General features: G+C 44.4%; 21 protein-coding genes. 9 read left to right on the top strand and 12 right to left on the bottom strand.

The features are described from left to right. Window positions 1-2 precede the first annotated feature (2 nt). Together arsC and MSG36_RS04715 are read right to left on the bottom strand one after the other, a co-directional pair. Window positions 3-353 carry an arsenate reductase (glutaredoxin) gene (arsC, locus tag MSG36_RS04720; RefSeq protein ID WP_248366534.1) on the bottom strand — a complete coding sequence of 117 codons (351 nt, stop codon included), beginning with the start codon at window positions 351-353 and terminating at the stop codon, window positions 3-5. Between the two features lie 122 nt (window positions 354-475). Then, the gene (locus tag MSG36_RS04715) at window positions 476-1,930 is read right to left on the bottom strand and encodes a M48 family metallopeptidase (protein ID WP_248366532.1); all 1,455 of its coding nucleotides are present in this window, start codon (window positions 1,928-1,930) and stop codon (window positions 476-478) included. A gap of 178 nt (window positions 1,931-2,108) precedes the next feature. Between MSG36_RS04715 and MSG36_RS04710 the strand changes: the two genes are divergently transcribed. Continuing rightward, window positions 2,109-2,348, top strand: a complete 240-nt coding sequence (locus MSG36_RS04710; protein ID WP_017060709.1) for a sulfurtransferase TusA family protein — start codon at window positions 2,109-2,111, stop codon at window positions 2,346-2,348. Then, complete coding sequence (locus MSG36_RS04705; protein WP_019821634.1) at window positions 2,341-3,417, top strand: AI-2E family transporter; 1,077 nt, start codon at window positions 2,341-2,343, stop codon at window positions 3,415-3,417. Before MSG36_RS04710 ends, MSG36_RS04705 begins: the two co-directional genes overlap by 8 nt. 135 nt (window positions 3,418-3,552) lie before the next feature. On the opposite strand, the gene bcp is transcribed toward MSG36_RS04705, so the two are convergent. Next, window positions 3,553-4,023 (bottom strand): thioredoxin-dependent thiol peroxidase, encoded by a 471-nt coding sequence (gene bcp, locus MSG36_RS04700; RefSeq protein WP_050649614.1) that lies wholly within the window; start codon window positions 4,021-4,023, stop codon window positions 3,553-3,555. 12 nt (window positions 4,024-4,035) lie between these two features. Continuing rightward, entirely contained in the window at window positions 4,036-4,578 is a 543-nt protein-coding gene (locus tag MSG36_RS04695; protein WP_017060705.1) for a glycine cleavage system protein R, read from the bottom strand. Between the two features lie 374 nt (window positions 4,579-4,952). Between MSG36_RS04695 and dapA the strand changes: the two genes are divergently transcribed. Continuing rightward, entirely contained in the window at window positions 4,953-5,831 is an 879-nt protein-coding gene (dapA, locus tag MSG36_RS04690) for a 4-hydroxy-tetrahydrodipicolinate synthase (protein ID WP_017060704.1), read from the top strand. A gap of 48 nt (window positions 5,832-5,879) precedes the next feature. Next, complete coding sequence (gene bamC, locus MSG36_RS04685; protein ID WP_048616141.1) at window positions 5,880-6,926, top strand: outer membrane protein assembly factor BamC; 1,047 nt, start codon at window positions 5,880-5,882, stop codon at window positions 6,924-6,926. Between the two features lie 148 nt (window positions 6,927-7,074). On the opposite strand, the gene MSG36_RS04680 is transcribed toward bamC, so the two are convergent. The 4 genes from MSG36_RS04680 to MSG36_RS04665 form a co-directional block, all read right to left on the bottom strand. Continuing rightward, on the bottom strand, window positions 7,075-7,284 hold the full coding sequence (locus tag MSG36_RS04680; RefSeq protein WP_019821638.1) for a DUF2897 family protein: 210 nt from the start codon (window positions 7,282-7,284) through the stop codon (window positions 7,075-7,077). A gap of 8 nt (window positions 7,285-7,292) precedes the next feature. Continuing rightward, window positions 7,293-7,967 (bottom strand): M15 family metallopeptidase, encoded by a 675-nt coding sequence (locus MSG36_RS04675; protein WP_052878922.1) that lies wholly within the window; start codon window positions 7,965-7,967, stop codon window positions 7,293-7,295. A gap of 46 nt (window positions 7,968-8,013) precedes the next feature. After that, a complete protein-coding gene (dapE, locus tag MSG36_RS04670; protein ID WP_048616137.1) occupies window positions 8,014-9,150 on the bottom strand; it encodes a succinyl-diaminopimelate desuccinylase in 1,137 nt (378 codons plus the stop codon). A gap of 98 nt (window positions 9,151-9,248) precedes the next feature. Beyond that, window positions 9,249-9,596, bottom strand: a complete 348-nt coding sequence (locus tag MSG36_RS04665; RefSeq protein WP_048612196.1) for an ArsC family reductase — start codon at window positions 9,594-9,596, stop codon at window positions 9,249-9,251. A 205-nt stretch (window positions 9,597-9,801) separates the two neighbouring features. Between MSG36_RS04665 and MSG36_RS04660 the strand changes: the two genes are divergently transcribed. After that, on the top strand, window positions 9,802-10,089 hold the full coding sequence (locus MSG36_RS04660) for a helix-turn-helix domain-containing protein (RefSeq protein WP_004734273.1): 288 nt from the start codon (window positions 9,802-9,804) through the stop codon (window positions 10,087-10,089). A 91-nt stretch (window positions 10,090-10,180) separates the two neighbouring features. Here the strand turns inward: MSG36_RS04660 and MSG36_RS04655 are convergent, their stop codons facing one another. Next, window positions 10,181-10,513, bottom strand: coding sequence for a DUF4156 domain-containing protein (locus MSG36_RS04655; RefSeq protein WP_048616132.1), 333 nt, complete (start codon window positions 10,511-10,513; stop codon window positions 10,181-10,183). A gap of 12 nt (window positions 10,514-10,525) precedes the next feature. Next, window positions 10,526-10,870 (bottom strand): DUF2956 domain-containing protein, encoded by a 345-nt coding sequence (locus tag MSG36_RS04650; RefSeq protein ID WP_248366529.1) that lies wholly within the window; start codon window positions 10,868-10,870, stop codon window positions 10,526-10,528. A gap of 109 nt (window positions 10,871-10,979) precedes the next feature. Between MSG36_RS04650 and MSG36_RS04645 the strand changes: the two genes are divergently transcribed. The 4 genes from MSG36_RS04645 (at window position 10,980) to MSG36_RS04630 (ending at window position 15,117) form a co-directional block, all read left to right on the top strand. Further along, window positions 10,980-11,441 (top strand): DUF2919 domain-containing protein, encoded by a 462-nt coding sequence (locus MSG36_RS04645; protein WP_048612193.1) that lies wholly within the window; start codon window positions 10,980-10,982, stop codon window positions 11,439-11,441. 66 nt (window positions 11,442-11,507) lie between these two features. Continuing rightward, the gene (locus tag MSG36_RS04640; RefSeq protein WP_048606530.1) at window positions 11,508-12,431 is read left to right on the top strand and encodes a Dyp-type peroxidase; all 924 of its coding nucleotides are present in this window, start codon (window positions 11,508-11,510) and stop codon (window positions 12,429-12,431) included. A gap of 121 nt (window positions 12,432-12,552) precedes the next feature. Beyond that, window positions 12,553-13,686 carry a flagellin gene (locus MSG36_RS04635; protein ID WP_248366527.1) on the top strand — a complete coding sequence of 378 codons (1,134 nt, stop codon included), beginning with the start codon at window positions 12,553-12,555 and terminating at the stop codon, window positions 13,684-13,686. Window positions 13,687-13,983: 297 nt separating this feature from the next. Continuing rightward, window positions 13,984-15,117, top strand: a complete 1,134-nt coding sequence (locus MSG36_RS04630; protein WP_048659821.1) for a flagellin — start codon at window positions 13,984-13,986, stop codon at window positions 15,115-15,117. Between the two features lie 845 nt (window positions 15,118-15,962). On the opposite strand, the gene crr is transcribed toward MSG36_RS04630, so the two are convergent. Together crr and ptsI are read right to left on the bottom strand one after the other, a co-directional pair. Then, window positions 15,963-16,472 carry a PTS glucose transporter subunit IIA gene (crr, locus tag MSG36_RS04625; protein ID WP_004737851.1) on the bottom strand — a complete coding sequence of 170 codons (510 nt, stop codon included), beginning with the start codon at window positions 16,470-16,472 and terminating at the stop codon, window positions 15,963-15,965. A 106-nt stretch (window positions 16,473-16,578) separates the two neighbouring features. Further along, the gene (gene ptsI, locus MSG36_RS04620; protein ID WP_048660880.1) at window positions 16,579-18,303 is read right to left on the bottom strand and encodes a phosphoenolpyruvate-protein phosphotransferase PtsI; all 1,725 of its coding nucleotides are present in this window, start codon (window positions 18,301-18,303) and stop codon (window positions 16,579-16,581) included. Window positions 18,304-18,314 lie beyond the last annotated feature (11 nt).

Below are 18,314 nucleotides of genomic sequence, written 5' to 3'. Positions count from 1 at the left end.
GATTACAGAATCTCTAGCACTTGCTCTGGTGGGCGACCAATCTTCGCTTTGTTGTTTGCTACAACCATTGGGCGCTCAAACAGTTTTGGATTGGTTGCCATCGCGGCGAAAAGATCTTCATCAGTAACTGAAGCATCGCCAAGGTTTGCTTCTTTGTAGTCCGCTTCTTTGGTGCGCATCATGTCGCGAACACTGTCAAAACCAAGCTGAGTGAACAGTACTTTCAGCTGTTCAACTGTTAACGGAGTCTCCAGGTATTTGATGACCTCTGGCTGTACGCCGTTTTCCTGAAGCACTTCTAGAGTTTGACGGCTCTTTGAGCAGCGTGGGTTATGATAAATCACGACAGACATGGTTCTTCCTCATTATTATTTTTGATTTAGTTGTTTAGCTGAAGCCACCAGAGGTGACTTCTTTTTTGTGTAACGTTGAGCTTTCTTTTTATTCTGGCAACGAGCTGTTACCAGTAAACATATTATTGTAGCGACAAGAAGCGTTCTCGTTGAATCATCAGCTGATCAATTCGAGCGTCGTAGCGTGCTTGTTTTAGGCTTCCTAATTCTGCGATTTGGCTTGCTTGCGTGTAGTACTGAATCGCTTTGTTCCAGTTGGCTTGCAGAGCCAAAATTTCTGCACGAGCAGCCAGTTCTTCGTCGCTATTACCAAGGCTCGTATTTACTTTTGAAAGTAAGTGCCAGCCATTGGTGTCGTTCGGATTATCGTGCGTGTAACGTTGCAATACGCGAACCGCTTCCTGTAGATCTTCATTTTCAATCAGTGCGTTGGCGTAGTTAATAGTCAGAACTGGGTTGTTTGGTTGACGAACCAGTGCCGATTTAAGTTCTTTAATTGCAACCTCAGGCTGTTTCTTCTCGATGTGCAAATCAGAAATAGCATCTAGATAAAATAGGTTAGTTGGGTCGCTGTTAATCAGCTTGTTCAGAATCGGCTCTGCTTTGTCTAATTTTTTAAAGTCTAGGTAAACCAGTGCTTGGCCATATTCTAATGACGGGACCAAAGCTTTAGGGGCTTTCTTCAGCTGACGCTCAAACCAATCAAGAGCAGCATCATTATTAATGCCAGCATAGCGCGCAACAATGCGGGCTCTTGCTAGGTGGTAGTCCAGAGACGGAGCCAGTTTCAGTGGCGGGTAACTACGAGCACGAGCACGTGAATCGGTGATTCGGTCTTCTGGTAATGGGTGAGTCAGTAGCATTGGCGGTGGTGTACTTGCATAGCGGTATTCATCAGCTAAACGGCCAAAGAAACGTGGCATAGCATTCACATCAAACCCAGCTTTTGCCAGCGTGTTGATACCAAAGCGGTCGGCTTCTTTTTCATTACTACGTGTGTAGTTGATTTGGCTTTGCATATTACCCGCAGTCGTTGCCGTTAGGGCTGCAATGCCGGCTTCAGGAGCTGCAATTGCGAGTAATACTGAGGCCGCAAGGGCTGCAATGGTTGCAGGAGAACGGCGCGCTTGATCTTCCATACTACGTGCTAAGTGACGTTGGGTTACGTGCGCGATTTCGTGCGCTAATACTGAAGCCAATTCACTTTCAGATTGTGCATGCAGGAACAGACCTGAGTGCAAAGCAACGTAACCACCAAAGAAAGCAAAGGCGTTGATGTTGCGGTCACGGATCATAAAGAACTGGAAGGGTGTCTTTACATCATTTGCGTTCGCGACCAAACGATGGCCAAGCGTATCAATATACAGGTTTAGAACTGGGTCGTTTACGATAGGCTGGCTGCTTCTGATGATGCGCATGTAGGCATCACCATAGATAAGCTCTTGGTCGATAGTGAGTGTGCCGCCAGCAGCGGTACCGATATCTGGTAGCTCCAAACTATTGGTATTTGCCATAGTTGGGGTGCTTAATGTGGCTGCGATGCATAAGCAAGCAATTGAGCGAGCGCGTTTAAACATATTAGTCAGTAATACTCCGTTTCTTCTGACAGTAAGACAAGTGCAATGCAAATTGGTTCTTTATCTGATTTAACCTTTGCCAAGTGCGTGCGCTATCATGAAGGAAGATGAATGAATGATGGCGCGTTTTCAAAAACAGATTACAATACGACCCTTATAATAAGCATCGAGCTCAAGAATGACACCTAATATTCTAGATTTACGCCAAGAGCGCTGTCCAATGGCGCTATTATTAGCCAAGCGTCACAGTGTAAAGTTAGAAGTAGGGCAGTCATTGTCAATTTATGTGTCTGATAACAGCTCAATGAAAGATATTGTTACTTATTTATCTAAGCAAGCCTATGACGTCATCACTGAGGTTTGCTCTAATTACCATCACCTCCTCGTCACTAAAAAGGAATTGCAGTCAGATGCTTGAAATGGTCAATCGTTGGTATAAACGACGTTTCTCTGATCCCCATGCTGTCAGTTTGGTTGCCATCATTCTCTTCGGCTTTATTACGATCTACTTCTTTGGTCACCTAATTGCGCCACTCTTGGTTGCAATTGTGTTGGCTTATTTGCTTGAGTGGCCTGTTACCCAACTTCAAAGACTCGGTGTTCCAAGAACGCCTTCGGTGATGTTGGTGATCATGATGTTCTTTAGCGTGATGCTACTTGCGATCTTTGGCTTGGTACCAACCATTTGGGAACAAGTGGGTAACCTAATCAATGACATCCCAAGCATGTATGGCAGTTTACAAAATTTCATCGCGACGATTCCTGAACGCTATCCAGAATTAGCCAACCTGCAGATCGTTGAGTCCATTATGTCTAACGCCAAGAACAAAGCGTTAGGTTTTGGTGAAAGTGTTGTCAAAGGCTCTCTTGCTTCTCTTGTGAGCTTAGCGACCTTGGCGGTTTACTTGATTCTTGTACCACTGCTTATCTTCTTCTTGTTAAAAGACAAAGAAGAGATGATCAGAATGGCGAGTGGTGTACTTCCTCGAAATCGTCGTTTAGCGACCAAAGTATGGGAAGAGATGAACCAGCAAATCTCGAACTATATTCGCGGTAAAGTCTTAGAGATTTTAATCGTTGGTGGTGTCAGCTACGTAACCTTCGCGATTCTGGACCTGCGTTATTCAGTCTTGTTGGCTGTCGCGGTTGGCTTCTCGGTGCTGATCCCTTATATCGGCGCGGCAGCTGTGACTGTTCCAGTAGCGATTGTTGGCTTGTTCCAGTGGGGATTAGAGCCTCAGTTTTACTGGTTGCTTCTCGCTTACGGTATTATCCAAGCGCTAGATGGCAACGTGCTCGTTCCGGTTCTTTTCTCTGAAGCGGTGAACCTGCACCCTGTGGCCATTATTGTTGCCGTGTTAGTGTTTGGTGGACTGTGGGGATTCTGGGGTGTGTTCTTTGCTATCCCGTTGGCGACGTTAGTTAAGGCGGTTTGGAATGCCTTGCCGAGTCACGCATTAGACGATGACCCCGAACATCAAAAGTAATTGACCTTGTTATAGAAAAAGGCCGAACATCCATGATGTTCGGCCTTTTTGATCTTAGCTTAACTATTGGCTTAATGAGTGTTGCTCTGCCTTAGAGAGTGGTGAATCTAAGTCATTAACTCACTCAAATCGCCCTTAAGCTTCTTGATTGAAGTAATCTAGAACCACTTCGTGGTGAGTCTTAGTCTTGAACTTGTTGAAGACATGTTCAATCTGACCTTCTTCATCAATTAGGAAGCTAATACGGTGCAGACCATCGTATACCTTACCCATGAATTTCTTCTCGCCCCAAACGCCAAACTGTTCAGCAACGCTGTGGTCTTCATCAGATAGCAGGGTGAAGTTTAGAGATTTCTTTTCAACGAAGTTTGGTAGACGTTTTACTGGGTCAACACTCACACCTAGAACAACCACGTTTAGTTCATCAAGCTGTGCTTTGATATCACGCAGGCCTTCCGCTTGCACAATACAACCTGGAGTCATTGCTTTTGGGTAAAAATAGAAAAGTACTTTTTTACCTTTGAAGTCACCAAGAGATACGATATTGCCATCTTGATCTGGAAGAGAAAAAGCAGGTGCTGGAACACCAGCCGTTAGCGTATTCATGACATTTCCTTTTTAAAGACTGTTTTTGATAAAGTTGAGCGAGCCTTGGACTGATAGGCTCTGACACAGCGAATCGAATTCTTCTTGTAGCTGCATCAAGTTACATTCTGATTGCACAGAAGCGGTAATAGAGATATGGAATTGGTCGTTGTCGAGTTGAACCTTAGATTTATTGATGGTTCGTGCACTTAACGAATCGAGGCCGATGTTTCGGTCTGCGAAGAACTGGGTAAACTGCTCAGTAAGTCCGATTTTATCGTCTGACTCAACGAACACCTCTACTGTGTAAGAGTTCTCAATAACATCATGAGTTGAGGTTCGCTTCATAATCGTAATCAAGTCGTGCTCTTGTCCAAGCAAGGGCAAGGTGGTTTCAACGCGGGTAATGTTGTTTGCCTTTCCAGACAGCAGCATGATAAGCGTAAATTCTTCGCCAAACAGGGCGATACGGCTATCAATAATGTTACAGCCTGATTGGGTGACTAAATGAACCACTTGGTTGCATACACCTGGGCGATCAGTGCCCACAGCTGTGATTACTAGATGTTGAGTCATAAAATCACGTCTCTTTATATTCCATTGATTCATGCATGTTAGCACAGTTAGCTCGTGGAATAAGCGTGCGTAAGGGGCTTTTTATAAGCCACCTTGCTTCTAACATCTAACCAATGATAAAAATATTGAGCGCGTTAAAAAATGAGATAGAGCGATGAGAGCACAGCTTACTTGTTACTGACATCCAGTGATGTGCTATCCGCTAGATTGAGCGCAGGTTACCCAAATTCTAGGTAGAACGCCGTTAGAAGTCGTTTTACCTCAAACATACGACAATATTTAATGCAGATGTTGCCGGTAAGCCACTTTAATGTCTTGTGTTTATTGATTGGCTTACAGTAACATGCAAAAAGAATAAATTAAGGGAGATAGACATGTTTTCAGGAAGTATCGTTGCGCTAGTTACGCCATTTAATACAGATGGTGAAGTGGATTTCGACAGCCTTAAAAAGTTAGTTGAGCACCATATTGCTGCAGGTAGTGATGGTCTGGTTGCGGTTGGCACAACAGGTGAGTCTTCAACACTCACTATTGAAGAGCATGTCAAAGTCGTCAATAAGATCGTTGAATTTGCTGATGGTCGTATTCCCGTTATCGCTGGTACAGGTGCAAATGCAACTCACGAATCTGTTCTATTCAGCCGTTTGTTGAATGGTTCTGGTATTGCTGGTTGCCTGAGTGTAACGCCTTACTACAACAAACCGACTCAAGAAGGTTTGTACCAACACTACAAAGCGATTGCTGAAGTCAGTGACGTTCCACAAATCCTATACAATGTTCCTGGTCGTACCGCTGTAGACTTGCTGCCAGAAACGGTTGCTCGTCTTGCTGAGATCGAAAACATCGTTGCACTGAAAGATGCGACGGGTGATCTCGACAGAATTGCAATTCACCGTGAACTTTGTGGCGAAGACTTTATCTTACTAAGTGGTGATGACTTAACAGGTCTAGAATTTGTTAAGCGTGGTGGCGATGGCGTGATCTCTGTAACGAACAATGTTGCAGCCGCTGATATGGCAACCATGTTCAAGCTAGCGAAAGAAGGTAAGTTTGAGGAAGCAGAAGCGATCAATGAGCGTTTGATGCCTCTACATAAGAATTTGTTCGTTGAGTCTAACCCTATTCCCGTAAAATGGGCGGTTCATAAAATGGGTCTGATTGCTGAAGGTGGCTTACGTCTACCGCTGACTGAACTGTCAGAGCCAGCTCAACCTGTTGTTGCTCAAGCAATGACTGAAGCGTGCATTTACTAAAACGTATGAAGTGATGCCGAAGCGAACCTTCGGCATTTAGGAGTATAAATGAAGTATTCTCACCAGCTAGTGATTGGGTCACTGGCTGTTTTCGTTCTTACAGCATGTTCTGGCAGCCCGACTCAACGTCGCCAAGCCAAAGATGATTTCGAATACTTAGAAACACCTGAGTTTTCACAATGGCAATTGCCTGAAGATGCTCAGCCTCAGTTCTACCCAAATTTTGACATCCCAAGCGGTGAATTCAGTGGTGGTACAGGTCGTGAAGTGGATATTCGTCCACCGCAACAGGTTCTTGAACTGATCCCGGGTGCTCGTGCTGAGCGTCAAAACGGTGAAGTGACACTATGGCTTCTTCGTGCTGAAGAGGCTGACCGCGTGTGGCAAACGGCTGTAGATATGCTGGCTCAACGTGGCATTGGTATTCGTGAGCAATCAGAGAATGAGATTGAGACCGATTGGGTAACTTGGGTTTCTGAAGATGAAGACGTAGAGATTGGCAGCCGCTACTCTATCTCTCGTTTCCAAGCAAACAACCGTCATGGCTTCAAGATTAACCTGATTGATTGGCGTGAAGGTACTGAAGAGAAACCAGTAACGGCAACTAATAAAGAGCGTTACAACGCGTTCCTGACTAACCTAGTTATGGCTAAGTACGATGAAAACCTTCGTGCTGAAGCGGAGCTGAAAGCGCAAGAGTTGGTGAAGCGCATCCCAATCTCAATGGGTGCTGACCGCAGTGGTTTCCCTGTGATTATTGCTCGTACGCCATACAATGTATTCTGGCAGCGTCTGCCTAGCTTGTTGCCTGAAATGGGCTTTGAGCTTGAAGAACGCAATCAATCTCAGGGTACGGTGAAGGCGAAGTACGCAGCACCAGATGATGAGTTCTGGGAAGAAATTGGCCTACAGCCTATCGACTTAGCGCCAGGCACTTACAACTTCCTATTTGGTGATCTTGGCAACCGTACGTCAATCAACGTAACGGATGCATCAGGTAAGCCAGTAGAAGAAGAGCTGCTTAAATCAATGGTTCCGGTACTGGCGCATATTGCTGACCAAACCAAAGATGACAAAGAAGCGAAAGCTGAGTAGTTGCACTTAAGCCGTCACAGAGCTGAGTTAAATCAGCCTTGTGATTAGCTCAAGCAAATAAAAAAGAGGACACACTGTGTCCTCTTTTTTTGTATTCGTTGTCATCAGGCTATATTAGTCAATCAAGCTGATTAGCCAAAGAAAAAAACTATGCGTCTTTATTGTCTTTGGATTCTTCTTTTTCAGCTTTCTCTTGGTTAAGTTTATCCAAGCGATTGAGCTTATCTAAGTCTCGCTCAGTTTTACCACGTCCCGTCAGATCCATATTGGCGGTCTGTTTGAGCGCTGCGATGTTACCCACCACAACGCTAACCACGATGATGATGATAACCCAAGGGTTTGTAAGCCACTCCAACATAAGCGCTCCTAATGACTGATATTCGCTACGAAGCGCGCATAGATCTCGTCTAGCTGCTCCATAATAATCTCATACCCTAATATTGGCTTAGATTGGAGTTGCTTGCCAAGTAAAGTCGGAGATAACTGTGATAAACACGACTCCGATACTTTGCGATGGCTGATATGCCATGGTTCGACCGCCACACCGCCGAGGTCTTCGCTATAAGGGAAAAAGAACCCAAATTGCGAAGCGTGAACAGATAACCATTGGTAAAACGCTTGCTGGTGGCCAGTAAGGTATTCCCATGGCTCTAATTGCAGCTGTGTGCCTTCAGGTAAGTCGTTTCGAGCAAAGACATCAAAGTCACAACCCCAATGGTGACGGCTCGCTCCAGGAAGGGCAGACCATCTCAGGATTGCCGACAATTTCTGATGTTCACTGAGTGTTGAAGCATCAAGGGGTTGGCTCTCTGAATCCAATATTGGCGCTTCACCAGAAAACTTACGGTTCCAAATCAGAGACTGCCTTGCGTAATCGCGAAAGCCACTGGCAATCTCCATTTTGAAACCAGCAAGTTGAGCAGCTTCAATCAAATTGTTTAGGTCATCTTTGACCTCACTGTGAACCAAGAAGGTTTTGCTGCCAATGAGGCTAGGTTCTAGATGAGAATCTGATTGTCCGGTTAGCTGCTCTGGTGTCATAACGTGTCTCACAATAATTAGATGCTATGAATCGCTGATCAAAGAACTACTTAGCGAACAGGTTCACTAATGTTCTTTCGTACATGTCAGTTAGCTTCTCTAAATCAGCCACTTTCACGCATTCGTTAACCTTGTGAATCGTCGCGTTCACAGGACCTAGTTCTACCACTTGTCCTTTCATGCGCGCAATAAAGCGACCGTCAGATGTACCCCCTGTGGTAAGCAGTGCAGGCTTAACATCATTCACGTGACCGACAGCATCGACAATAGCATCAAGCAATGAACCAGCGTCTGTTAAGAACGGGTCGCCATTGAAGGTCCATTTCAGATCGTATTCGAAGTCGTACTTATCGAGCGTCGTTGTGATTCGTTCAACGATGATGTCGTTGCTTAACTCTGTGCTAAAACGCAGGTTAAACTGAACATTAAACTCACCAGGAATCACATTTGAAGCCCCCGTACCTGCGCTTACATTTGGGATTTGGAAACTGGTTGGTGGGAAGTAATCATTACCTTTGTCCCACTCAGTCGTTGCCAACTCGTTGATTGCAAGCAGCGAGCTGTGTACCGGGTTGTTCGCAAGGTGAGGGTAGGCCACATGACCTTGTGTACCTTTAATCGTTAGGTCGCCAGTGATAGAGCCACGACGGCCATTCTTCACGACATCACCCACGAACTCAGTGCTTGATGGTTCACCAACGATACACATATCGATGTTTTCACCGCGCGCCATCAGAGCTTCAACAACACGTACTGTACCGTTGATGAAAGGGCCTTCTTCATCTGAAGTGATCAAGAAACCGATTGAGCCTGTGTGGTCTGGGTGTTTGGCAATGAATTGCTCGACAGCAACAATCATTGAAGCCAGAGAGCCTTTCATATCCGCAGCGCCACGGCCATGTAGGAAACCGTCTACGATAGTCGGTTCGAATGGCTTGGTATTCCACTGTTCGATTGGGCCAGCAGGCACTACATCAGTGTGACCAGCAAAAGCAAACAGAGGCGCTTCAGTACCACGGCGAGCCCAGAAGTTGGTCGTATCTTCAAATACCATCACTTCGATTTCAAAACCGAGTGCTTTTAAGCGTTCAATCATCAGGTCTTGGCAGCCTGCATCTTCTGGTGTTACCGATTGACGGCTGATTAGGTCTTTTGCCAGAGCCAAAGTTGGGCTATCTGTCATCCTTGAATTCCTTGTTTAAATAAAACGTCTAGTCATTAATTTTTAGGCGCTGATTCACTGATCAACGTCCTGTTGTCTGTCTATGTCAATACAACGATCTAAGCAAAAATAGCCGCGTATTGGTCGGCTTTAAATCCGATGTGAAGCTTGCCCTCAACTTTTAAGATTGGGCGCTTGATCATTGCTGGCTGTTCAACAAGCAAAGTTACCGCTTTTTCTTCTGTTAGGGTGTCTTTCTGTTCTTGAGAAAGTTGGCGATAAGTCGTACCACGTTTGTTTAGCACAAGTTCCCAACCTAGCTCAGAGCAGAAGCCTGTTACTAGCTCTTCTGTGATGCCTTGTTTGCGATAATCGTGAAATTCGAACTCGATACCTTCAGCTTCGAGCCATTTCTTTGCTTTTTTAATGGTGTCGCAATTTGGGATACCAAACATGGTGATAGTCATTATTCTTCCTTTGAGTGATTTTATTTCATTGTTATGAGTTGAATCCTATCAGGAAGCAGCAACTCAGACAAAATAGAGTGATGAATATTTCATAGAGTGAAAAAAAAGCGTAAGAAAATGTCACTATTGGAGACTTATTGATCAGCCTCAACATGTTGTCAGCGAAAAAAGAAATAATTGAGCTGCACATATATAGGAGGTGTCAATGGAGTTGAGTCCTGTTTTTGCAAGGCGGCTATATTTAGCATTGTTAGTGGAAAGCCTTGATAGGCCAAATGTGCCTAAACTCATCGAAAAAACGGGGTGGCCTCGTCGTACTATTCAAGATGTACTCAAGGCGTTACCGGGGATCGGTATCGAACTTATGTTTGTTCAAGATGGGCGACGTCATAATGATGGCTATTACCAGTTATCCGACTGGGGGCCATTTGACAGTCAATGGGTTATCCAGCGTAAAGGCGATATAGCAACAAGCCTTGGATTTAGTGCATAAGCCAGCGAAAGCTGGCTTTCTTTTTTTAGAATAGAAATAGTAGGGAGTATCTCGCTCATTTGAGTGGTGATCTACCTCATTACGTTTCTATTTACTTACACAGATAGGCAGTTCCCAGCATAGTCACGGATGTGGAAAAATCTTGGGGAAGTGTGAATATCACGGTATCTGCGCCTAGCTCAATCGTATTCGACTTGAGTTCATTCATGGCGCCTTGAATCAATGTGTCATTCGGGTAAAACAGGTAGCTGTACCAATGGCCTTCGCTGCCTGTGACTTCCCCTTTATACTCGCATTGCTCGATATTAATCACACCGTGGTAATCCATTTGCACTTTGTCAGCTTCGCTATGAGGTATTGATGTTGGTGTCGTGCAACCTAACAATGCACCACTCATAGCTAAAGCGATTAATTCCTTTTTCATACGATTACCCTGTTATTTCATCAAATAAATCGCGAAGCCTATCCAGCTAGCGATCAGTAGTAGCCACGGTAATTTGTTGCCGTGATTTGATGCTGTTTTAACACTCGTGTCGACATTCTGTTCTTGGTCTTGATTAGTCTGTTGAGTTTGTTTCTCTTTCTGTACACGCTTTTTTGCTTTGTCGGCTTGGCGACTGCGCTCTTTTTGCTGTTTCTTGTACAGTGCGATGCCTTTCTCGATACCTTGAGCAATCAACTTGGTTTGTTCTTTGGTTTGAGCTGGCTTTTGAGTCGCTTTGGCTATCTTCAGTGCTTCTTGTTGAGATTCAACAGACGGCGTATTAGTTTTCTTTTTCATACTGAGTTCGATAATTAAAACGGATTGGCTACTAAGATAACGCAAAGCTAGTTAAGTATGAATGATTTGCGTTAAAGTGTTGGTTTGAAAATAACTGAAAGTGAGATTTGTGCGGTACTCCATAGAACAATACGATAAGCACGGCTTTTTAAAAGCCCCAATCCTATTATGGTTAGGTTGGCTGTTTCTGGCGAAAGCTTTGGTTGTTTTCATTGTCGCAGGAGCAAGCCGAGAGTCGGGCACTGACATACTCGAAATTATCTATCCAGATCATCAAATGTTTTATGTCGGGATCGCGTTGAGTGTGCCTAGTTTGCTACTTATGTGGTTATTTGGACTAAGATCGCCAGATAGAAAACGCCTCAATAAAGTCGTGTCTTGGGGGCGTTGGGTCACCATGACGGCTATCTTGGCGCAGGGCTCACATACGATTTATTTAATCTATTTGGATAATGGATGGTTTCGCTGGTCCAATGGCATCACTTTATTGCTGCTTTTATGGTTATCGCTTTACCTTACCAATAGCCATGCTGCTAGGGACTGCTTTAAAGTGGTTGAGCACGAAGACTGATTCTCATCAAAACATTTGTCCCATTCCCAATTATACTTAGAAGCTAAAAAATGAAAGGATTAATCTATGCTTAACATCTCAAATGAGCAGCCTAAAATTCAAAGCGCTATCTTGCCAGAAGCTGGGCCTTTCGCTCTTTATGTTCAACTGAAAGTGAATGCTAACGCTGCTAATGTTTTAGCGGAACTTCAAAAGCTTCCGAGTTTAATCGACGAACTAAACCAAACTCAACCTGATGCGAACTTAACGGCATCGGTTGCGTTCTCAAAAGCTTTTTGGGATAAGTTCGAGCAAGCAGCGCCCGCTGATTTGATTGACTTCCCTGCGCTGGGTGAAGGTGATATCACCGCGCCGAGCACCCTGTCTGACGTTCTGATTCACTGTCATTCAAACCGACATGATCTGCACTTCTTTATCTTGCGTAAATTGCTATCTGAAGTAGCGGCTGATGTTGAAGTGGTTGATGAAACTTATGGTTACCGCTTCCTAGACTCTCGTGACATGACAGACTTTGTTGATGGCACTGAAAACCCGAAAGATGCACAACGTGCTGAAGTCGCTATTGTGCCTGAGGGTGAATTCGCTGGTGGTAGTTATGTGATGGTGCAGCGTTTTGTGCACAACCTGCCAGCTTGGAATCGTTTGAATGTATCGGCACAAGAGAAAGTGATTGGTCGAACTAAACCTGATTCAATTGAGTTAGATGATGTTCCTGCGGCGTCTCACGTTGGCCGTGTGGATATCAAAGAAGAAGGCAAGGGGCTTAAGATTGTTCGCCACAGCCTACCTTACGGTACTGCTACGGGCGATCACGGCTTATTGTTCATTGCTTACTGTAATGTTCGTCATAACTTCGATGCGATGTTAGAGAGCATGTACGGCGCAACAGATGGTAAAACAGACCAACTGCTTCGCTTTACCAAAGCAGTGACTGGCGCTTACTACTTTGCACCTTCAACTGACATGTTGAGCGCATTAACGATTAAGTAAATCACCTCATCTGCAGTAAAGAAAGGGAGCCTCAGGGCTCCTTTTTTATTAAAGCTTTATATGAACTGGTCGATATAAGAGCAATCGTGGGTTTTATTCATCTTTTTGTAAGCGAAGGTCTATGGCTATCACTGTTAATACGAATGTCTCGGCGTTAGTGGCTCAGAGAAACCTCTCTAACGCTAATAACATGCTGAATCAATCTTTGGAGCGCTTAGCTTCAGGGAGCCGTATTAATAGCGCAAAAGACGACGCTGCTGGCTTACAGATCTCGAATCGATTAGAAGCACAGATGAGTGGCATTGATGTTGCCGTTCGAAATGCTAACGACGGTATCTCCATTATGCAGACTGCAGAAGGAGCGATGAATGAAACCACTAATATTATGCAGCGTATGCGAGACTTATCCCTACAAGCGAGTAACGGCTCGAATAGTTCATCGGAACAAATCGCTATTCAAGAAGAAGTCACCGCCTTAAATGACGAGCTGAATCGAATTGCCGAAACCACTTCATTTGGTGGTAAAAAGCTCCTTAACGGCAGTTTTGGGCACACCTCTTTTCAAATCGGCGGCAGTTCGGGCGAAGCTGTGCAGATTGGTTTGAAAAGCATGCGTACTGATGACATCAACATGGGCGGCTTTAGCTACGTTGCTAATGGCAAGGCCAGTGATTCATGGGAAGTGAAATCAAACCAGAATGATATGACGATGTCGTTTACTGATCGTTTTGGTCAGCCACAAGAGATCACCATCAACGCGAAAGCGGGTGATGATATTGAAGAGTTAGCGACTTACATTAATGGTCAAACCGATCTCGTATCAGCTTCTGTCAATGATGACGGGCAGCTTCAGATTTATATGTCTGGTGAAGATACTGCAGGCACGATCTCTTTCTCAGGTTCGTTAGCCAGTGAGCTTTCGATGTCGGCGGGTTATTACGAATCAGTCGATGACATCAATGTCACTGATGTAGGTGGCGCTCAGCGCGCTGTCTCTATTTTGGATACGGCGATGAAGTATGTCGATAGCCATCGCTCTGAATTAGGGGCAATGCAAAACCGCTTTGATCATGCCATTAATAATCTTGAAAACGTTCACGAGAATTTGGCGACATCAAACAGTCGAATCAAAGATACCGACTACGCTAAAGAAACCACTCAAATGCTCAAGCAACAAATACTGCAGCAAGTGAGCACAACGATACTCGCTCAAGCCAAGCAAGCGCCGAATCTAGCTTTAACGTTATTAGGTTAATGAATTACCTACAATCTTATAAAGGCATTTCAGCTTAGCCAGTGCTTTTTGGCGAATAAAAATACAATTCCCCACTCGACTGAATTTCCGACAACTTTAGCTATTTTCTCATCTTTTTTCGATAATTTTACGACCAGTCACGCTTTCTTCTGTTTTACCGCTATTCCTTTAATTTTGTTGTTTTTTTCCTAAAGGTTTCGCCAATCACGCCGTTATTAAAAGTAACTTAGAGATAACTACTTGGTTTTCCGAGACGTCGGAAACCGCTATACCGGAAAATCAATTGGAGAAGTCACCATGGCAGTGAATGTAAATACAAACGTTTCAGCGATGACAGCGCAACGTTACCTAAACAACGCAAACAGCGCACAACAAACATCAATGGAGCGTCTAGCTTCAGGCTCAAAAATCAACAGCGCAAAAGATGACGCTGCGGGCCTACAAATATCGAACCGTTTGAACGTTCAAAGTCGTGGTCTTGATGTTGCTGTACGTAACGCGAACGACGGTATCTCCATTGCACAAACTGCTGAAGGTGCAATGAACGAGACGACTAACATCCTGCAACGTATGCGTGATTTGTCTCTACAATCTTCAAACGGCTCAAACTCAAAATCTGAGCGTGTAGCGATTCAAGAAGAAGTAACAGCACTAAACGACGAACTAAACCGTATCGCGGAAACGACGTCTTTTGGTGGTAACAAGCTGCTTAACGGTACTCACGGTACTAAATCATTCCAAATCGGTGCGGACAACGGTGAAGCGGTAATGCTTCAACTGAAAGACATGCGCTCTGATAACGCTCAGATGGGTGGTAAGAGCTACCAAACTGAGAACGCGAAAGATAAAGATTGGAACGTTCAAGCTGGTTCTAACGACCTAAAATTGTCTTTCACTGACAACTTCGGTCAAGCCCAAGAAATCGACATCAGCGCAAAAGCGGGTGACGACATCGAAGAGCTAGCAACGTACATCAACGGTCAACAAGACTCTGTGAAAGCGTCTGTAACTGAAGATGGTAAGCTACAAATGTTTACTGGTAACAACAAAGTTGAAGGCGAAGTGGCATTCTCTGGTAGCCTTGCTGGCGAACTAGGCATGCAACCTGGCAAAGACGTAACGGTTGATACTATCGACGTAACGTCTGTTGGCGGCGCACAAGAGTCTGTAGCGGTTATCGATGCGGCACTTAAGTACGTAGACAGCCACCGCGCTGAGCTAGGTGCTTTCCAAAACCGTTTCGACCACGCTATTAGCAACTTAGACAACATTAACGAGAACGTTAACGCATCTAAGAGCCGTATTAAAGATACCGATTTCGCGAAAGAAACGACTCAGATGACTAAGTCTCAGATCCTTTCTCAAGCTTCAAGCTCGATTCTTGCTCAAGCGAAGCAAGCGCCGAACTCGGCACTTAGCCTACTAGGTTAATCGATTAAAAAACCACGTTGACTATATGTTGTTGATCATCATAGGCGTTAACGTAAGGCCTCCACAAATTAGCTCGTGGTGAGAGATGAGCGCTAAACAGACCCAGCTTCGGCTGGGTTTTTTATTGCCTGTTATTTGGTGAAGGCGTATTTGGAAAGGTGCAATGTTGGTAGGTAGGAGCAAAAGCGAGATTCCCTATCGCGTTCGTTCCTCACTGTAGGGAATGACGGGATTGGGTTGTGGAGACTTTATCGCTGATTTGGCAAGGTTGGATCGAGTAAACAATCACGCAGATTCAAACAATAGTTTTCAATCGTCATTCCAGAACCGAGTGGAAGGAGGCATCAGGAGTCTAGTTTCTAACAAGAAGGTACCTTTAGTTCTTGTTTGCGACTGGGGGGAATTACGGGTTAACTATAAGTCGACAAGTCCACATGCCGTCATCCCAGAATCGAGTAGAACGAGATATCAGGGATCTTTTTTTGTGGAGACTTGATTCGAATTAGATGTCAGTGATCTTGTTGTGGTCGACAGACAATAAGCTAGATAAAGCTGATAACCTAGAGCATAGATGAGGAATCAATGATGATTGCCATCTCAGAATCGGACGGAATTAGATACCAAAGAACCGGTGCTTATGGTGGCGTTTAACATGGTTTAATAACAAAGTAGGGTTATGTTGGGAATTTAGAATTGGGTATTAGTGTGGCTTATTGAGGGATTGTTTGCAGCAAGGCGAGGAGTAGTAATCAGAACTGTCTTATAAGGAACTTGAGCAAATATAACAGGCACAAAAAACGCCACCCTTAGGTAGCGTTTTAATTAAAGCAGATAAGTAATCGAGATTACTTAGTTACTTTAAGAACTGGAGTTTCGCCAACAGTTACAGAACCAGAAAGCTTGTTCAGCTCCTTGATTTCGTCCATGTTAGAGATAACAACTGGAGTAAGCGTAGATTTCGCTTTCTCTTCTAGAAGCGCTAGGTCGAAAGTGATGATAGTGTCACCAGCTTTAACAGATTGACCTTCTTCAGCAACACGAGTGAAGCCTTCGCCTTTAAGTTCAACAGTATCGATACCGAAGTGAACGAAAAGCTCAACACCGTCGTCAGACTCGATAGAGAATGCGTGGTTAGTTTCGAAGATCTTACCGATAGTACCGTTAACTGGAGCTACCATTTTGTCGCCAGCTGGTTTGATAGCGATGCCGTCACCAACGATTTTTTCAGCGAAAACTACATCTGGCACGTCTTCGATGTTTACGATTTCACCAGAAAGAGGTGCGATGATTTCGATTGCACCAGCATCAGCGCTGTCATCAGATACAAGCTTTTTCAGTTTGTCAAACAGACCCATTGTGTCATGCTCCTAACGTTTAGTTTTATTCTGTAGAATATACTATACCAATCTAACAAATTAGACGACTATTTTTAGCCGTCTAACGTTATTAAGCGATTGGCGATTACTGAGTTTTCTCAGCGATGAACTTTTCTACGCAAGCTTCAATTTCAGCAGCTGTTGGTAGAGATAGTGCTTCGTCAGCCATAGCTTTAACTTCAGCGAAGTTAGAGTTACGGATTACTTTCTTAACTTTAGGGATAGAGATGCCGCTCATAGAGAACTCGTCTAGACCCATACCAAGAAGAAGTAGCGTAGCACGCTCATCACCAGCAAGCTCACCACACATACCAGTCCACTTACCTTCAGCGTGTGATGCGTCGATCACTTGCTTGATTACTGTAAGAACAGCAGGAGATAGTGGGTTGTATAGGTGAGAAATCATTTCGTTACCACGGTCTACCGCAAGAGTGTATTGCGTTAGGTCGTTAGTACCGATAGAGAAGAAAGATACTTCTTTCGCTAGGTGGTGTGCGATTGCAGCAGCAGCTGGAGTCTCAACCATTACGCCGATTTCGATTTCTTCATCAAAAGCTAGGCCTTCAGCGCGAAGTTCAACTTTGTACTCTTCGATTGCTTTTTTCAGTTCACGGATCTCTTCAACAGAAATGATCATTGGGAACATGATACGTAGTTTACCGTGTGCAGATGCACGTAGGATGCCACGTAGTTGGTCACGTAGGATTTCACGACGATCCAAGCTGATACGTACTGCACGCCAGCCTAGGAAAGGGTTCATCTCTTGTGGAAGGTCCATGTATGGTAGGTCTTTGTCGCCACCGATATCCATAGTACGGATAATCACTGACTCGCCTTCCATTGCTTCTGCTACTTCTTTGTAAGCAACGTATTGCTCTTCTTCAGTAGGAAGCGCGTCACGGTCCATAAATAGGAATTCAGTACGGTACAGACCAACGCCTTCACCGCCGTTACGCAGGATACCGTCACAGTCTTTTACTGTACCGATGTTACCGCAAACTTCTACACGGTGACCGTCTAGAGTTTCAGCATGTAAATCTTTTAGTTTTGCTAGTTCAGCCGCTTCTGCTTCGAAATCTGCTTTGATTTTCTTAGCTTCTGCTAATTCAGCTTCAGAAGGGTTGATGATGATCTTGTTGTTCATCGCGTCTAGCACAAGCATGTCGCCGTTCTTAACTTGCTTAGTGATATCGTTAGTACCAACGATAGCAGGAAGCTCAAGAGAACGTGCCATGATTGAAGTATGAGATGTACGACCGCCGATGTCACAAGCAAAACCAAGAACGTAGTCTAGGTTGATTTGTGCAGTTTCAGATGGCGTTAGGTCGTAAGCAACTAGGATAACTTCTTCATTGATGTCTGCTAGAGAAACAATGTTGATGCCTAGTGCATTTTTAACGAAACGAGTACCGATATCACGGATATCAGTTGCACGTTCTTTTAGGTACTCATCATCAAGAGACTCTAGTGCAACAGCTTGCTCTTCGATCACAGTGTGGATCGCGTTGTCTGCGTGCATCTTGTCTTTCTTGATGAGTGCTAAAATCTCTTCTTCTAGCTCTTCATCTTCAAGCAGCATGATGTGGCCTTCAAAGATTGCTTCTTTTTCTTCGCCAAAAGTTTCAAGTGCTTTTTGCTTAACAACTTCAAGTTGTTGAGAAGATTTGTTACGAGCGTCAAAGAAACGCTGTACTTCTGCTTCAACTTGGTCGTCAGAGATAGATTGAGTGTTTAGGACAATTTCATCTTCTTGAAGTAGTAGTGCTTTACCGAAAGCAATACCAGGAGATGCTAGGATGCCTGAAATCATAGCCTTACCTT

It is taken from the genome of Vibrio sp. 1CM8B, assembly GCF_023161685.1.
Taxonomy (GTDB): Bacteria; Pseudomonadota; Gammaproteobacteria; order Enterobacterales; family Vibrionaceae; genus Vibrio; species Vibrio coralliirubri.
Note: the sequence above shows the minus strand (reverse complement) of the source record. Positions and strands in the feature narration are given on the sequence as shown.

Excerpts from the sequence above, each read along its gene's own strand:
- arsC (WP_248366534.1), bottom strand. The coding sequence starts at position 353 with ATGTCTGTCGTGATTTATCATAACCCACGCTGCTCAAAGAGCCGTCAA.
- MSG36_RS04715 (WP_248366532.1), bottom strand. The coding sequence starts at position 1,930 with ATGTTTAAACGCGCTCGCTCAATTGCTTGCTTATGCATCGCAGCCACA.
- MSG36_RS04710 (WP_017060709.1), top strand. The coding sequence starts at position 2,109 with ATGACACCTAATATTCTAGATTTACGCCAAGAGCGCTGTCCAATGGCG.
- MSG36_RS04705 (WP_019821634.1), top strand. The coding sequence starts at position 2,341 with ATGCTTGAAATGGTCAATCGTTGGTATAAACGACGTTTCTCTGATCCC.
- bcp (WP_050649614.1), bottom strand. The coding sequence starts at position 4,023 with ATGAATACGCTAACGGCTGGTGTTCCAGCACCTGCTTTTTCTCTTCCA.
- MSG36_RS04695 (WP_017060705.1), bottom strand. The coding sequence starts at position 4,578 with ATGACTCAACATCTAGTAATCACAGCTGTGGGCACTGATCGCCCAGGT.
- dapA (WP_017060704.1), top strand. The coding sequence starts at position 4,953 with ATGTTTTCAGGAAGTATCGTTGCGCTAGTTACGCCATTTAATACAGAT.
- bamC (WP_048616141.1), top strand. The coding sequence starts at position 5,880 with ATGAAGTATTCTCACCAGCTAGTGATTGGGTCACTGGCTGTTTTCGTT.
- MSG36_RS04680 (WP_019821638.1), bottom strand. The coding sequence starts at position 7,284 with ATGTTGGAGTGGCTTACAAACCCTTGGGTTATCATCATCATCGTGGTT.
- MSG36_RS04675 (WP_052878922.1), bottom strand. The coding sequence starts at position 7,967 with ATGACACCAGAGCAGCTAACCGGACAATCAGATTCTCATCTAGAACCT.
- dapE (WP_048616137.1), bottom strand. The coding sequence starts at position 9,150 with ATGACAGATAGCCCAACTTTGGCTCTGGCAAAAGACCTAATCAGCCGT.
- MSG36_RS04665 (WP_048612196.1), bottom strand. The coding sequence starts at position 9,596 with ATGACTATCACCATGTTTGGTATCCCAAATTGCGACACCATTAAAAAA.
- MSG36_RS04660 (WP_004734273.1), top strand. The coding sequence starts at position 9,802 with ATGGAGTTGAGTCCTGTTTTTGCAAGGCGGCTATATTTAGCATTGTTA.
- MSG36_RS04655 (WP_048616132.1), bottom strand. The coding sequence starts at position 10,513 with ATGAAAAAGGAATTAATCGCTTTAGCTATGAGTGGTGCATTGTTAGGT.
- MSG36_RS04650 (WP_248366529.1), bottom strand. The coding sequence starts at position 10,870 with ATGAAAAAGAAAACTAATACGCCGTCTGTTGAATCTCAACAAGAAGCA.
- MSG36_RS04640 (WP_048606530.1), top strand. The coding sequence starts at position 11,508 with ATGCTTAACATCTCAAATGAGCAGCCTAAAATTCAAAGCGCTATCTTG.
- MSG36_RS04635 (WP_248366527.1), top strand. The coding sequence starts at position 12,553 with ATGGCTATCACTGTTAATACGAATGTCTCGGCGTTAGTGGCTCAGAGA.
- MSG36_RS04630 (WP_048659821.1), top strand. The coding sequence starts at position 13,984 with ATGGCAGTGAATGTAAATACAAACGTTTCAGCGATGACAGCGCAACGT.
- crr (WP_004737851.1), bottom strand. The coding sequence starts at position 16,472 with ATGGGTCTGTTTGACAAACTGAAAAAGCTTGTATCTGATGACAGCGCT.
- ptsI (WP_048660880.1), bottom strand. The coding sequence starts at position 18,303 with ATGATTTCAGGCATCCTAGCATCTCCTGGTATTGCTTTCGGTAAAGCA.